The sequence below is a fragment of the Streptomyces sp. NBC_01089 genome (assembly GCF_045162975.1).
Classification (GTDB): Bacteria; Actinomycetota; Actinomycetes; order Streptomycetales; family Streptomycetaceae; genus Streptomyces.
In genome coordinates this window covers 2,755,744-2,770,024 of sequence record NZ_CP108660.1, presented here as the reverse complement: position 1 = coordinate 2,770,024, position 14,281 = coordinate 2,755,744, and the positions used below count along the sequence as shown (strand labels likewise).

Annotated in this window: 14 protein-coding genes; 6 read left to right on the top strand and 8 right to left on the bottom strand. The window is 71.2% G+C overall.

Features of this window, described 5'->3' with window-relative positions; all coding sequences use genetic code 11:
• Positions 1-8: 8 nt before the first annotated feature.
• The gene (locus OG510_RS12120) at positions 9-527 is read right to left on the bottom strand and encodes a DUF1003 domain-containing protein (RefSeq protein ID WP_164265912.1); all 519 of its coding nucleotides are present in this window, start codon (positions 525-527) and stop codon (positions 9-11) included.
• Entirely contained in the window at positions 517-1,908 is a 1,392-nt protein-coding gene (locus OG510_RS12115; protein WP_406136782.1) for a magnesium transporter MgtE N-terminal domain-containing protein, read from the bottom strand. The genes OG510_RS12120 and OG510_RS12115 overlap by 11 nt, the downstream gene beginning before the upstream one ends.
• 174 nt (positions 1,909-2,082) lie before the next feature.
• Between OG510_RS12115 and OG510_RS12110 the strand changes: the two genes are divergently transcribed.
• Complete coding sequence (locus OG510_RS12110; RefSeq protein ID WP_406136781.1) at positions 2,083-2,820, top strand: hypothetical protein; 738 nt, start codon at positions 2,083-2,085, stop codon at positions 2,818-2,820.
• Between the two features lie 115 nt (positions 2,821-2,935).
• On the opposite strand, the gene OG510_RS12105 is transcribed toward OG510_RS12110, so the two are convergent.
• Together OG510_RS12105 and OG510_RS12100 are read right to left on the bottom strand one after the other, a co-directional pair.
• Positions 2,936-3,445, bottom strand: coding sequence for a hypothetical protein (locus OG510_RS12105; protein WP_406136780.1), 510 nt, complete (start codon positions 3,443-3,445; stop codon positions 2,936-2,938).
• Between the two features lie 58 nt (positions 3,446-3,503).
• Positions 3,504-4,619: a magnesium and cobalt transport protein CorA gene (locus tag OG510_RS12100; protein WP_164265916.1), complete on the bottom strand. Its 1,116-nt coding sequence runs from the start codon at positions 4,617-4,619 to the stop codon at positions 3,504-3,506.
• A gap of 434 nt (positions 4,620-5,053) precedes the next feature.
• Here OG510_RS12100 and OG510_RS12095 point away from each other — a divergent pair, with 434 nt between their 5' ends.
• A complete protein-coding gene (locus OG510_RS12095) occupies positions 5,054-5,659 on the top strand; it encodes a suppressor of fused domain protein (protein ID WP_406136779.1) in 606 nt (201 codons plus the stop codon).
• A gap of 22 nt (positions 5,660-5,681) precedes the next feature.
• Here the strand turns inward: OG510_RS12095 and OG510_RS12090 are convergent, their stop codons facing one another.
• Entirely contained in the window at positions 5,682-6,914 is a 1,233-nt protein-coding gene (locus tag OG510_RS12090; protein ID WP_406136778.1) for an MFS transporter, read from the bottom strand.
• A gap of 181 nt (positions 6,915-7,095) precedes the next feature.
• Between OG510_RS12090 and OG510_RS12085 the strand changes: the two genes are divergently transcribed.
• The 3 genes from OG510_RS12085 (at position 7,096) to OG510_RS12075 (ending at position 9,678) form a co-directional block, all read left to right on the top strand.
• Positions 7,096-7,731, top strand: coding sequence for a DUF6758 family protein (locus OG510_RS12085; RefSeq protein ID WP_406136777.1), 636 nt, complete (start codon positions 7,096-7,098; stop codon positions 7,729-7,731).
• 192 nt (positions 7,732-7,923) lie between these two features.
• On the top strand, positions 7,924-8,805 hold the full coding sequence (locus tag OG510_RS12080; RefSeq protein WP_406136776.1) for a PHP domain-containing protein: 882 nt from the start codon (positions 7,924-7,926) through the stop codon (positions 8,803-8,805).
• 267 nt (positions 8,806-9,072) lie between these two features.
• Positions 9,073-9,678, top strand: a complete 606-nt coding sequence (locus OG510_RS12075) for a MarC family protein (RefSeq protein ID WP_164265921.1) — start codon at positions 9,073-9,075, stop codon at positions 9,676-9,678.
• Positions 9,679-9,803: 125 nt separating this feature from the next.
• Here OG510_RS12075 and OG510_RS12070 read toward each other — a convergent pair whose 3' ends face one another.
• Entirely contained in the window at positions 9,804-9,956 is a 153-nt protein-coding gene (locus tag OG510_RS12070; RefSeq protein ID WP_328319488.1) for a hypothetical protein, read from the bottom strand.
• Positions 9,957-10,247: 291 nt separating this feature from the next.
• Between OG510_RS12070 and OG510_RS12065 the strand changes: the two genes are divergently transcribed.
• Entirely contained in the window at positions 10,248-11,135 is an 888-nt protein-coding gene (locus OG510_RS12065) for an NYN domain-containing protein (protein ID WP_164265922.1), read from the top strand.
• 57 nt (positions 11,136-11,192) lie between these two features.
• Here the strand turns inward: OG510_RS12065 and OG510_RS12060 are convergent, their stop codons facing one another.
• Both OG510_RS12060 and OG510_RS12055 read right to left on the bottom strand, forming a co-directional pair.
• The gene (locus OG510_RS12060) at positions 11,193-12,047 is read right to left on the bottom strand and encodes an alpha/beta fold hydrolase (protein WP_406136775.1); all 855 of its coding nucleotides are present in this window, start codon (positions 12,045-12,047) and stop codon (positions 11,193-11,195) included.
• A 200-nt stretch (positions 12,048-12,247) separates the two neighbouring features.
• A complete protein-coding gene (locus tag OG510_RS12055) occupies positions 12,248-13,987 on the bottom strand; it encodes a DEAD/DEAH box helicase (RefSeq protein ID WP_406136774.1) in 1,740 nt (579 codons plus the stop codon).
• Positions 13,988-14,281: the final 294 nt, after the last annotated feature.

The following is a 14,281-nucleotide window of genomic DNA, read 5'->3' as shown; positions in this document are numbered from 1 at the left end:
AAGAGCGGTCAGTGGTCGGCTTCGTCACTTTCCCGCGGGAATACCTGACCGCGCTCCGCGAGGTCCTTCACCAGATCCTGGAGTTCGGACCTGATCCAGTCACGGGTGGCGACCTCGCCCAGCCCCATCCGGAGCGCGGCGATCTCCCGGGTGAGGTACTCGGTGTCGGCGATGGACCGTTCGTTCTGGTTGCGGTCCTGCTCCAGGTTGACCCGGTCCCGGTCGTCCTGGCGGTTCTGCGCGAGGAGGATCAGCGGGGCCGCGTACGACGCCTGCAGCGAGAGCACCAGGGTCAGGAAGATGAAGGGGAACGGGTCGAAGCGCAGCGCGTGCGGCGCCCAGGTGTTCCACACCACCCAGATGACGATGACGACGGTCATCCAGACGATGAACCGCCCGGTGCCCAGGAACCGCGCCACACGCTCCGACATCCGGCCGAAGGACTCCGGGTCGTACTCCGGCAGCCAGCGCCGCCGCGGCGCGAGCGGCTGGTCGAGCCGGCCCCTGGACGTCTGCTCAGCGGTCATCGGCTGCCTCCGCGTGGCTGCCGTCAGGACCGGCCGGGGAGTCCGGGCCCGCGGGCGCGTCCGGCGGGGGCCGGCCGTCGTCCTCGGCGGGCCGGTCGTCCTCCGCCGGCCGGTCGTCGGGCACACCGGAGTCCTGGTGGAAGTCGGTCTCGCGCCAGTCGCTCGGCAGCAGATGGTCGAGTACGTCGTCGACGGTGACCACCCCGAGCAGTGAGCCGCTCTCGTCCACGACGGGCGCCGCGAGCAGGTTGTACGCGGCGAGATAGCTGGTCAGCACCGGCAGGGTGGCCGACGGCGGCAGCGGCGGCAGGTCGCTGTCGACGATCGCGCCGACCAGGGTGAACGGCGGGTCGCGCAGCAGCCGCTGGAAGTGCACGGCGCCCAGATACTTCCCGGTCGGTGTCTCGTCCGGCGGCCGGCAGACGTACACCTGCGCGGCCAGCGCGGGGGAGAGGTCCTCCTTGCGTACGCGGGCCAGCGCGTCGGCGATCGTCGCGTCCGGGCGCAGCACGATCGGCTCGGTCGTCATCAGACCGCCCGCGGTCCGCTCCTCGTAGGAGAGCAGCCGCCGCACATCGGCCGCGTCGTCCGGCCGCATCAGCGTCAGCAGCCGCTCCTTGTCCTCCTCGGGCAGCTCGCTCAGCAGATCGGCGGCGTCGTCCGGGTCCATCGCCTCCAGGACGTCGGCGGCGCGCTCCTCCTGGAGCTTGCCGAGGATCTCCACCTGGTCGTCCTCGGGCAGCTCCTCCAGGACGTCGGCGAGCCGGTCGTCGTCCAGGGCGGCGGCCACCTCGGCCCTGCGCTTGGGCGACAGATGGTGCATCACATTGGCGAGGTCGGCCGGGCGCAGCTCCTCGAAGGTGGCGACCAGGCTCTCGGCGCCCTGCCCCTCCTCCTCCAGCGAGAAGCCGGTGACCCCCGACCACTCCACGGTCAGCGTCTCGCCCTTGCGCCGCAGCGCGCCGCCCTTCCCCTTCCGTACGAAGACCTTGTCGATCTCCCAGTCGCGGCGGGCGGGAAGCTGCTGCACGGACACGTCCAGGACGGTCACCTGTTCGTCGGTGCCGGTCAGCCGCACCCGCCGGTCGAGGAGCTCGCCGAGGACGAGCCGCTCGGTGGGGCGCTGTTCGAAGCGGCGCACATTGACCACGCCGGTGGTGATGACCTGCCCCGACTCGATACCGGTGACCCGGGTCATCGGCAGGAAGATCCGGCGGCGGCCGACCACTTCGACGACGAGCCCCAGCAGCCGGGGCGGACGCGTACCGACCCGCAGCATCGCGACGAGGTCACGGACGCGGCCGACCTGGTCGCCGTTCGGGTCGAAGACGGAGACCCCGGCGAGGTGCGAGACGAAGATCCGGGGGACGCCTGCCGCCATCCGCGCCTCCTCCTCGTACGTGCCGTGCCGTGCCCGCTCCGGGCCTCACGTTAGCCCGTCCCGTTCCGCGCCGCCCCGGCAGCGGGTCCGGATGGCTGTCTTCCGGTTCGTGCGGGGGAGCCGGGTACGCTGCGGTTTCCTGGTGAGGACACTCGTATGAGAGGCAGTGCGTACGTGGCTGCATTTCCCCCGGCCGCCCGGGCCCGCAGGGCAGGACTCGCAGGCGTGCTGTGCGCCGCTCTCGCGGTGTCGTCGGCGGCCTGTTCGGGCGACCCGGACGCGGGCACCAACGGGGTCGGCAAGCTCTCCGCGAAGGAGATCGAGACGAAGGCGCGCACGGCGGCGGACGCGGCCAAGGCGGTACGGGTCTCCGGCACGCTCATCGGCAAGGGCGGCACGTACCAGCTGAACATGCGGCTCAACGCGGACGGCGGCACCGGCTCGGTCACCTCGAAGAGCAGTACGTTCGCGCTGCTGCGGATCGGCGACGCGCTCTATGTGAAGGCCGGCGCGGGCTTCTGGAAGCAGACCGGCGGCAAGAGCGGCGCAGCGGCGGCGGGCAAGCTGGACGACAAGTACGTCAAGGTGCCGAAGAAGGACCCGGCGTACGCGCAGTTCCGCGGGTTCACCGATATGCACACCCTGCTCGACGGGCTGCTGGGGCTGCACGGCTCGCTGGGCAAGGGCGACAGGACCAAGGTGGGCGGCGCCCCGGCGATCCAGGTCACCGGCGGCGACGGCCGGGGCGGCACGCTCGACGTGTCGCTGAAGGGGACCCCGTACCCACTGAGGTTCGAGCGGGCGGGCGGCGCGGGCACGCTCCAGCTGACGGAGTGGAACACGGACGTCGTGCTCAAGGCGCCGGACAAGAGCGACACGGTGGACTACGGACCTGAGCTGCCCGCGTCATGAGTCCCGAGGCGCCGGTCACCGGCGAGCGGGGCCGGGCCGTCGGCGCGTGAACTCTGGGCCGCCGGTCACCGGCGTGCGGGCCCGGGTGACCCGCGTGTGCGCCCCACGCCACAGGTCACCGGCGGCGTTTGCGCCTCAGCAGCAGCTTCGGGAGTGCCGCCGGGATCTCCTGACGGGTCGTCGCCGGGGTGGCCAGGGGTGCGGCGGCGAGCGATCCGTCGGGCAGCTCCGCGTGGGTCCCGTCCGGGACGAGCCGCACCACCCGGCACTCCCGCGCCCAGCGCTCCACCATCGCCTCACCGTCCGGGGCGTTCAGCCGCTTGCCCTTGAGCTCGGCGACGGCCGCCTCCCACGCCTCCGAGCGGGGCGCGAGCTCCGCCGTCACCGCGGCCCAGACGACCAGCCGGCCGCCCTTGTCCTTGCTACGCACGGTGACTTCGGCCGTCCCGCCGTCGGCCAGCCCGGGCAGCGGCTGCTCCCCGGGGCCGTCCCCGACGAGCAGCGCGGCGCCGTCGTGCCAGACGTGCCAGAGCGCCCGCGCCGGGCCGGTGCCCCGCACCCAGATGAGGCCGGACTTCTTGGTGGCCTCCTCGACGAGGGCCCGCTCAAGGAAGGTCTGTGTCATGCGCCCAGGGTAAGGGCCGGGTGCGGGCCGCTCTCCTTGCCGGTGGGCGACGGCTCCTTCAGAGCCAGCCGTTCCGCTTCAGGGTGCGGTGGATGCCCACACACAGGGCCAGGATCCCCACCATCACCATGGGGTAGCCGTACCGCCAGCGCAGCTCGGGCATGTGATGGAAGTTCATGCCGTACACGCCGGTGATCATCGTCGGTACGGCGATGATGGCCGCCCACGCGGTGATCTTGCGCATGTCCTCGTTCTGCGCGACCGTCGCCTGCGCCAGGTTCGCCTGGAGGATCGAGTTCAGCAGGTCGTCGAAGCCGACGACCTGTTCCTGGACCCGCGCCAGGTGGTCGGCGACATCACGGAAGTACTTCTGGATGTCCGGGTCGACCAGCCGCATCGGGCGCTCGCTGAGCTGCTGCATCGGGCGCAGCAGCGGGGAGACGGCCCGCTTGAACTCCAGCACCTCACGCTTCAGCTGGTAGATGCGTCCCGCGTCGGTGCCGCGCGAAGTCCCCTTCGCGGGCTCGGAGAAGACGTCGATCTCGACCTCGTCGATGTCGTCCTGCACGGCGGACGCGACCGCCAGATAGCCGTCGACCACCTGGTCGGCGATGGCGTGCAGCACGGCGGACGGGCCCTTGGCGAGCAGTTCGGCGTCCTCCTGGAGCCGGTGGCGCAGCGCGCGCAGCGAGCCCTGGCCGCCGTGCCGGACGGTGATGACGAAGTCCCGTCCGGTGAAGCACATCACCTCGCCGGTCTCGACCACCTCGCTGGTGGAGGTCAGTTCGGCGTGCTCGACGTAGTGGATGGTCTTGAAGACGGTGAAGAGGGTGTCGTCGTACCGCTCCAGCTTCGGCCGCTGGTGGGCGTGTACGGCGTCCTCGACCGCGAGCGGGTGCAGCCCGAACTCGGCGGCGATACCGGAGAACTCCTCCTCGGTCGGCTCATGGAGCCCGATCCAGGTGAAACCGCCGGACTCATGGGCGCGCTTCAGCGCCTCGCGCGGTGTCAGGCACTTCTTGCCCGCTTCGCGTACGCCGTCCCGGTAGACCGCGCAGTCCACGACGGCGCTGCTCGCCGACGGGTCGCGGGTGGGGTCGTAATTGCTGTGCGTGGAGCTGCTCTTGCGCAGGGAGGGACGGACCGCTGCGCGCAGGTCACGGATCATCGACATGGCGGGGCTCCTTCACGGAGAGGCCGTCGGCGGGCGTGGCACTGCCCGGAATGGGGGCGTATCGAGGTGGAGTTCTCATACGTCCGCAAAGCGGGCGGAACCGCGGCGTCGCGGTGACGGCGTTCGCTACAGACACGGATCAGACAGAAGCGAGGTGCTCTTCCGGCGTGCGAAATACCATGAGACTCAGGAGGTTTCCCGGTGTGGCGGCCGGGTATGCAGGGTCTCAGGTCACAGAGAACACGAGCAGTGCGCGGAAGAGCGGCTTGTACTGCACGGTCGACTCGGATCTCGATCCATCGCAGTCCCACCTCCTCCGGCCGGTCCCCCGTAGGGGACAATGATGCTGCCCTGACCAGCGGCCAAGACTATCAGCCGACTGAAGCGTCAAGCCCCCACTTTGCCTGTTCGATACGCGCTCTATGCTCGGGCTCATGGCAGATGTTCTCGCTCTGGTCGAAGCCCGGCTGCGCTCAGCGCTGGGCGAGCCGGACGCCCGCGCGGCTGTGACGTTCCTCGGCACGGACCGGATCGAGGTGCTGCGCTTCGTGGCCGCCGGTGACGACACCCGGGATCCGGCCGTCGTCCGCTACGCCACGCTCGGGATGTCCGCGTACCCCATGGCCGATCCCACGGCCTCGCTCGCCGACCCGGTGCAGGGCCCGCGCGCCGAGCTGGTCCTCTCGGTGCGCGCCGGGCTCGCCGACACCGACAAGGTGCTCCGCCCGCTCGCTGTGCTGGCCGCGTCGCCGCAGGTCGAGGGCGTCGTCGTGGCGCCGGGCGCCTCGCTCGACGTCGGCGAACCGCTGTGGAGCGGCGCCCCGTTCAGCTCGGTACTGGTCGCCGAGCCCGGCGGGCTCGTGGAGGACCTGGAGCTGGATGCCCCGCTGGACCCGGTCCGCTTCCTGCCGCTGCTGCCGATGACGGACAACGAGGCGGCGTGGAAGCGGGTGCACGGCGCCGCGGAACTCCAGGAGCGCTGGCTGGCACGCGGAACGGACCTGCGCGATCCGCTGCGCAGGTCCGTTCAACTGGACTGACGTCCGGGCCCGTCCGTTCAGTTCAGTTCACGAAGGCGGACACGCCGTCCTCGGTCGCGTGGACCGGTTCCAGCTCCTGGGCCTCGTGGGTCAGTGCCCCGCGCCGTACCCATACGACCAGCGCGCCGACCACCGCGGCCGCCGCGGCCACCACGAAGGGGATGTGGATGTTCGTCCAGCCCTCGATGTGCGGGGCGAGGAAGGGCGCAGCGGCCGCCGCGAACCAGCGGACGAAGTTGTAGCCCGCGCTCGCCACCGGGCGTGGCGCGTCCGATACGCCGAGCGCGAGCTCCGTGTAGACGGTGTTGTTGAGGCCGATGAAGGCGCCCGACAGGATCGTGCAGACGATGGCCGTGGTGTGGCTGCCGTAGCCGAGGACCACCAGGTCGGCGGCGAGCAGCACCAGGGAGGCCCCCAGCACCTTGAGGGTGCCGAAGCGCTCCTGGAGCCGGGGCGCCACCAGTACGGAGAACACCGCGAGCAGCAGGCCCCAGCCGAAGAAGACCGCGCCCGACTTGTACGGCGTCATGTTCAGCACGAACGGGGTGAAGGCCAGGACCGTGAAGAACGCGTAGTTGTAGAAGAACGCCGATCCCGCCACGGACGCGAGCCCGCCGTGGCCGAGCGCCCTGATGGGGTCGAGCAGCGAGGTCTTCTTCGCCGGCTTGGGCTGTTCCTTGAGCAGGAACGAGATGCAGATGAAGCCGATGGCCATCAGGGCCGCGGTGCCGAAGAACGGATAGCGCCAGCTGGCGTTGCCGAGCAGCGCGCCGACCAGCGGCCCGCACGCCATTCCGAGGCCGAGGGCCGATTCGTACAGCAGGATCGCGGCGGCGCTGCCGCCGGCCGCGGCGCCGACGATGACGGCGAGCGCGGTGGAGACGAAGAGCGCGTTGCCGAGGCCCCAGCCGGCCCGGAAGCCGACCAGTTCACCGACGGAGCCCGAGGTGCCCGAGAGGGCGGCGAAGACCACGACCAGGGCGAGCCCGGCCAGCAGCGTCTTCTTGCCGCCGATCCGGCTGGAGACCCAGCCGGTGACCAGCATCGCGACGGCGGTGATCAGGAAGTAGGAGGTGAAGAGCAGCGAGACCTGGCTCGGTGTCGCCTGCAGACCCTTGGCGATGGACGGCAGGATCGGGTCGACGAGCCCGATCCCCATGAAGGCCACGACCGAAGCCCCCGCCGTGGCCCATACGGCCATCGGCTGGCGCAGGATGCTTCCGGCCCCTTCGTCGAACGGATCCTTTCCTGGCATGGGACGCCCTCACTCTCGGTTGGATCGTTGTGTTATACACACAATAAGTTAGTGAGGCTAATGAATGCAACATGCATCTAGTTTCGGGTGGTGCCGTGCCGAGGGGGAGCGGCGGGCGGGTGCGCGGCGGACGGGTGATCGTCCTTGACGTGGTGACAACCGGGGAGGACCGTTGGGAGGTATGAGGGGCGAACCCAGTTGCCCGAAGTGCGGCGGCCGGGTCAGGGCACCCGGCCTCTTCGCCGACGCGTGGCAGTGCGACGTGCACGGCGTGATTCATCCGCTGCAGCCGGTTCTCCCGCCGACGGTCGAGGCGCTGGAGGTCGTGGCCTCGCGTGCGCGGGTGCCCGTCTGGATGCCGTGGCCGCTCCCCGTCGGCTGGCTCTTCACCGGCGTGGTCAGCGCGGGTGACGACCGCAGCGGAGGCCGCGCCACCGCCGTCGCCTGTTCGGGACCCGGCCCGCTCGAAGGTCCGGGGGAGCTGCTCCTGGTGGCCGAGGAGCCGGCCGTCGGTCTCGGCGCGCGCTATGCGGGCGTCGAGGGCCCCGACCCCGGCCAGTACATCGACGTCGGCAAGCCCCCGCAGGCCAAGGTGCTCGCCGCGGGCCGCCCCACCCCGCTCTGGCGCATCGAGTCGCCCACCGACCGCGCGGTCTTCGCCGGGGAGGCGCGCGGGCTCTGGCTGTGGGCGATCCTCTGGCCCGAGCAGTCGGGCCTGCTGATGTACGACGAACTGGTCCTGACGGACCTGCGGGACGTGGGCACCGAAGTGGAACTGCTGCCCTGCGGGGCGCTGTCGCCGCGCATCCTGGGCTGACCGCGCATCCTGGGCCGACCGCGCGTCCGTAGCCGACGGGCTGCCTTCGGCGGCGGGCCCTCCCTGAGGTGGTGCCGCACTGTGCGCTGTCCAGGATCCGGCCCGGCCCGGACAGCTCCGTACGCCGGTTACCCTTGAACGTCCCCCGATGGACGGACCGTCTTACGTCACCGAGCTCCGGAGTCCCGCGTCGTGCGCATCGATCTGCACACCCACTCCATGGCCTCGGACGGTACGGACACCCCGGCCGAGCTGATGCGTAACGCGGCGGCCGCCGGACTCGACGTCGTCGCGCTCACCGATCACGACTCCACCCGCGGCCATGCGGAGGCCCGTGCGGCGCTGCCCGCCGGGCTGACCCTCGTCACCGGCGCCGAGCTGTCCTGCCGGCTCGGCGGCGCCGGGGAGGCCGAAGGTATCGGCCTGCACATGCTCGCGTACCTCTTCGACCCCGACGAGCCCGAGTTCCTGCGCGAGCGCGAACTCGTACGGGACGACCGCGTCCCGCGCGCCAGGACCATGGTCCGCAAGCTCCAGGAGCTGGGCGTCCCGATCACCTGGGAGCAGGTGGCGCGCATCGCGGGTGACGCCTCGCTGGGCCGTCCCCACATCGCCACCGCCCTGGTGGAGCTGGGGGTCGTCGAGACCGTGTCCGACGCGTTCACCGCCGAGTGGCTGGCCGACGGCGGGCGCGCGTACGCCGAGAAGCACGAACTCGACCCCTTCACCGCGATCCGGCTGGTCAAGCAGGCCGGTGGCGTCACCGTCTTCGCCCACCCGCAGGCCGTCAAGCGGGGCAGGGTGGTGCCCGAGTCCGTGATAGCGGATCTGGCCGCCGGCGGACTCGACGGCATCGAGGCCGACCACATGGACCACGACGAGCCCACCCGCGTCCGGCTGCGCGGGCTCGCCGCCGACCTGGGGCTGCTGGTCACGGGCTCCAGCGACTACCACGGCAGCCGGAAATTCGTGGAGCTCGGGGCGTGTACGACGCACCCCGAGGTCTACGGCGAGATCACCCGGCGCGCGACCGGCGCCTTCCCGGTGCCGGGCGCCGGCGGACACTCCGCCTAGCGGCTCCGCCCGGCCCGCCGGAGGCTCCGTACGGGCTGTCGCCCTCGATCCGGGCCGCCTGGACGGACCCGCCCGGCTGGGCTCGCCCGGATCGTGGGCGGAAGCCCGTACGGGCGAGGTGCCAGGTGCCCGGCGCCACCGCCTCCCCCCGTTCTGTCACCTTCCGGTGTGCCGCGCTCCGTCGTGCCACCGTCCGGTGCCGGCCCGCGTCCGCGGTCCGGTACCACCGTCCCCGCTCACTCTCTCCACGCAAGCAAGGCCCTCACTGTGTTCGACGTCGCCGTTTTCGGATCCCTCTTTGTCACGCTTTTCGTGATCATGGACCCCCCTGGGATCACTCCGATCTTCCTCGCCCTCACCGCCGGGCGCCCCGCCAAGGTCCAGCGCCGGATGGCCGGACAGGCCGTCGCGGTGGCCTTCGGGGTGATCGCCGTCTTCGGTCTGCTGGGTCAGCAGATCCTGGACTACCTGCATGTCTCCGTACCGGCGCTGATGATCGCCGGCGGCCTGCTCCTGCTGCTGATCGCGCTCGATCTGCTCACCGGCAAGACCGACGAGCCGACGCAGACGAAGGACGTCAATGTGGCGCTCGTACCGCTGGGCATGCCGCTGCTGGCGGGGCCGGGTGCGATCGTCTCGGTGATCCTCGCGGTGCAGCACGCGTCGACCGCGACCCAGCAGGTCTCCGTGTGGGCCGCCATCGTCGCCATGCATGTGGTCCTCTGGGTGACCATGCGGTACTCGCTGCTGATCATCCGGGTGATCAAGGACGGCGGTGTGGTGCTGGTGACCCGGCTCGCCGGGATGATGCTGTCCGCGATCGCGGTGCAGCAGATCATCAACGGCATCACGCAGGTGATCAAGGCCGGCTGAGCACACCTTCAGGGCATCAAGGCCGGGCTGAGGGCACCTAGGGCACCTTCCGCCGGGCCCGGCCGGAACGCACAGCGCCCCCGTGCATCCGCACGGGGGCGCTTCCTCAGGAAAATCTTCCGGTGTTACGAAGCCGATGTGTCGGCCGGGCGGATGTAGATGCGCTGGCCGATTGCGGCGGCCTGCTGCACGATCCGGTTGACGGAGGCGGCGTCTACGACGGTGCTGTCCATGGCGGAGCCATCGACATCATCGAGTCGCATGATTTCGAAGCGCAAGGCTTCTCCCTTCGTCTGATCCTCCTGCTAGGAGAACTACTGGTGCGGGCTCTGAACAGTCTTGTCCCGCGCTGCGTCCGGACGGTTGCCCGTCCGTTAAGTGGGGATTGCGTGTTGAAGTGTGCAAACACGTTCCGTAGGTGACAACGAGTTGCTCCCGGCAAACATTCCCTACGCTAAAGAAAATTTTCGCGAGCCTAACGACCGATGGTTCGGGCGGCCGGTGAGCCGGGTGGCCGGGCAGGCCGCAGGTTGTGCTCACTCCGGGTGGCCACAGAGAATGAACCCCGTATGAACGATCCTGATATCAGCGCCCAGCTGGAGCGCACGAACGCGCTCCTCCAGCGCGTGCTCTCCGAGGTGTCCAAGACACCCTCCACGCACGCGATCTTCGTCGACGCCGGATACGTGTACGCCGCGGCCGGCCTGCTGGTCACCGGGAGCGAGGACCGCAGATCGTTCGACCTGGACGCGGAGGGCCTGATCGAGGCGTTCATCGACAAGGCGCGGACCATCTTCGCGGACAGCAGGCTGCTCCGCGTGTACTGGTACGACGGCGCCCGGCGCCGTATCCACACCCCCGAACAGCAGTCCATCGCCGAGCTCCCGGACGTCAAGGTCCGCCTCGGCAACCTGAACGCCAACAACCAGCAGAAGGGCGTCGACTCCCTGATCCGCACGGATCTGGAGTCGCTCGCCAGACACCGTGCGATCAGTGACGCCGCACTGGTCGGCGGGGACGAGGACCTGGTCTCCGCCGTCGAGGCGGCCCAGGGGTACGGAGCGCGCGTCCACCTCTGGGGCATCGAGGCGGGCGAGGGCCGCAACCAGGCCGACCCGCTCCTCTGGGAGGTCGACAGCCAGCGGACCTTCGACCTGGAGTTCTGGAAGCCGTACGTGGGCCGGCGGCCGGTCACGGTGTACGAGGAGGGGACGCCGCTGCCGTCCCGCGAGGACGTCCGCTTCGTCGGCGCGCAGATCGCGGCGACCTGGCTCTCCGAACGGGGCCGTCAGACCCTGGCCGAACTGCTGCCGGGCCGCCCCTACTTGCCGGGCCCGGTCGACCAGGATCTGCTGGTCGAGGCGGAACGGCTGCTCCAGCGGTCGCTGCGCGGCCACGGCGACCTGCGCCGGGCGCTGCGGGACGGCTTCTGGAACCACCTGCAGTCGCAGTACTGACCGGCCGCGGGCCTCCGCGCCCGGGCGCCCGCTCCCCGGCCGGCTCCGCCGAGCGGCTCAGCCCTGTGCGTCCCAGAACGCGGCCAGCGCCTCGGCCGTCCGCTCCGGCCGGTCGGTGTTGGGGGAGTGCTCGGCGCCCGCGATGACACTCCGTACCGCCCCGAGCCGTACGGCCATCTCGTCCAGCAGCGGCACCGGCCAGGCGTCGTCGCTCTCGCCGGACATGACATGCAGGGCGAGCGGGAGGGCGGCGAGTTCGCCGACGCGGTCCGGCTCGGTCGCCAACTGCCGTCCGGTGGCGATGAGCTGAGCCGGGTTGTGCATCAACCAGCGCCGCCGCAGGGCCGGTTCGTCCCCCGCGTCGGCGTCCTGCGGCGGGCCCATCGCACGCATCGCCTCCCACACCTGCGCCATCTCCAGCCGGGTGAGTGCGTCGCTCAGCAGCTTGAGCTTCTGCTTCTGGACGTCGGCGACCTCGGCGGGACCGGAGGAGATCAGTGTCAACGACGCGAAGGGTGCCGGGTCGAGCAGGACCGCCGCGCGGGCGATATGGCCGCCGAGCGAGTGCCCGACCAGATGGACGGGGGTGTCGATCGCCGCCGCCTGAGCCAGTACGTCCCGGGCCAACTCGCCCTGGGCGTACGCCTCTTGGTCGTCCGGGCCGGGGGTCTCGTACTGCCCGCGGCCGTCCACGGTGACGACACCGTAGCCCGCGGCGGCGAGCGGCTGGAGCATCGCGGTGAAGTCCTCCTTGCTCCCGGTGAACCCGGGGAGCAGGAGCGCGGTGGGCCTGGGGGTGGAGGTCGCGGGCCCGGCGGCGGGGGTCAGCAGCGCGGCGAAGGCGCCGCGGGAGGTCTGCAGCGGGGCGCTCCGGGTGCCGGGCGGCGGGGTGAAGGTGAGGGGCCTGCTCATGCCATGAGGCTAGTGCAGCGGCAGCCGGTGCTGACCGCCCGGGCGCCGCCACTTCGGGCGCGCACCGGCCCCGGGCAGGCAGCGGTGTCCGGAGGTCCGCCGCCGGCGCCCCGCTGCCGGCCGTGAGCCCCCGCCGTCGGCCGGACACACCGGTGGCCCGGACCCCGCGTGCGGGATCCGGGCCACCGGTGCTGTCGGTCTCAGCTCTCGGGCTGTGCCGCCTTCGGCGCCCTCGTGCGGCGGCGCCTCGGCTTCGCCTCGGCGGTCTCCGCCTCGGCCACCGGGGCCTCGGCCGCGACCGTGCGGGTCCTGGTCCGCTTCGGCTTGGTCACGGCGGCCGCCTCGGCGACCGGTGCCTCGGCCACCGGGGCATCGGCCTCGGCGGTCTTCGCGGTGGACTTGGCCGTCCTGGTCCTCGTCCGCTTCGGCTTGACCGCGGCGGGCTCGTCCGTGACGGCGGGACCGGCCACCGGTGCGGCCGGAGCCACGACCGCAGCCTCGGCCACCGCGGTCTGTGCCGCATCCGCGCTGCTGGAGCGCGTACGCCGACGGCGGCGCGGGGCGCGTGCCTCGTCGGCGCTCTCGGCCGGGGCGGACGGCTCGGTCACGGCCTCCGTCACGGGTGCGGCGGCGCCGGACTCGGTGAGCGGTGCGCCGTTGCGGGTACGCCTGCGCTGGCGGGGCGTACGCGGGGCGCGCTCCTCCTTGACGGCGGGCGCGGGCACGGACGCCTTGCGGCCACGGCCGCCGGTCTCGCCCAGGTCCTCGACCGCTTCGGCGCCGAGCCCGGCACGCGTACGCTCCGCGCGCGGCAGGACGCCCTTCGTGCCGGTGGGGATCCCCAGCAGCTCGTAGAGGTGGGCCGAGGTGGAGTAGGTCTCCTCCGGCTCGTCGAACGGCAGGTCGAGCGCCTTGTTGATCAGCTTCCAGCGGGGAATGTCGTCCCAGTCGACCAGGGTGATGGCCGTACCCGACTTGCCCGCGCGGCCGGTGCGGCCGATGCGGTGCAGATACGTCTTCTCGTCCTCGGGGGACTGGTAGTTGATGACATGTGTCACATCGTCCACATCGATACCGCGGGCCGCGACGTCGGTGCAGACGAGAACGTCGACCTTGCCGTTGCGGAAGGCGCGCAGCGCCTGCTCGCGGGCGCCCTGGCCGAGGTCACCGTGGACCGCGCCCGAGGCGAAGCCGCGGGTGGCGAGCTGCTCGGCGATGTCGGCCGCCGTCCGCTTCGTACGACAGAAGATCATCGCCAGGCCGCGGCCGTCCGCCTGGAGGATGCGCGAGACGAGCTCGGGCTTGTCCATGGAGTGCGCGCGGAAGATGTGCTGCGTGATGTTCGCGACCGTCTGGCCCTCGCCGTCGGGCGAGGTGGCGCGGATGTGCGTGGGCTGCGACATGTAGCGCCGGGCCAGACCGATGACCGCGCCGGGCATGGTCGCCGAGAACAGCATGGTCTGGCGCTTCGCCGGCAGCATGCTCATGATGCGCTCGACGTCGGGGAGGAAGCCCAGGTCCAGCATCTCGTCGGCCTCGTCGAGGACGAGCGCGCGGATGTGGCCCAGGTTGAGCTTCTTCTGGCCCGCCAGGTCGAGCAGCCGGCCGGGGGTGCCGACGATGATGTCGACGCCCTTCTTCAGGGCTTCGACCTGCGGCTCGTAGGCCCGGCCGCCGTAGATGGCGAGCACCCGGACGTTACGGACCTTGCCGGCGGTCTGCAGGTCGTTGGTGACCTGCTGGCACAGCTCGCGGGTGGGGACGACGACGAGCGCCTGCGGGGCGTCGGTCAGCTGGTCGGGCCTGGCCCGGCCCGCCTCGACGTCCGCGGGGACGGTGACGCGCTCCAGGAGCGGCAGTCCGAAGCCGAGCGTCTTGCCGGTGCCGGTCTTGGCCTGGCCGATGACGTCGGAGCCGGAGAGCGCGACGGGGAGCGTCATCTCCTGGATGGGGAAGGGGGACGTGATGCCGACAGCTTCTAGGGCTTCGGCGGTCTCGGTGAGAATACCGAGGTCTCGGAACGTAGTCAGGGTGCTGCCTCTTCTGTGAGACGCGGACCGAGGCGAACAAGGGGGTCGTACCGTGCCGTACAGGCGCGGGACCACTGCCATCGCTCAAGCGCTCGTGCCGCTGAGGGGGCCCCTCACATCGAATCGGTGAGGGCGGTCAGGTGGAGCCGATCGGGCCACCGACCGGGCATCCTCATTCGGATGGCATGCCAAAACATTTGGCAA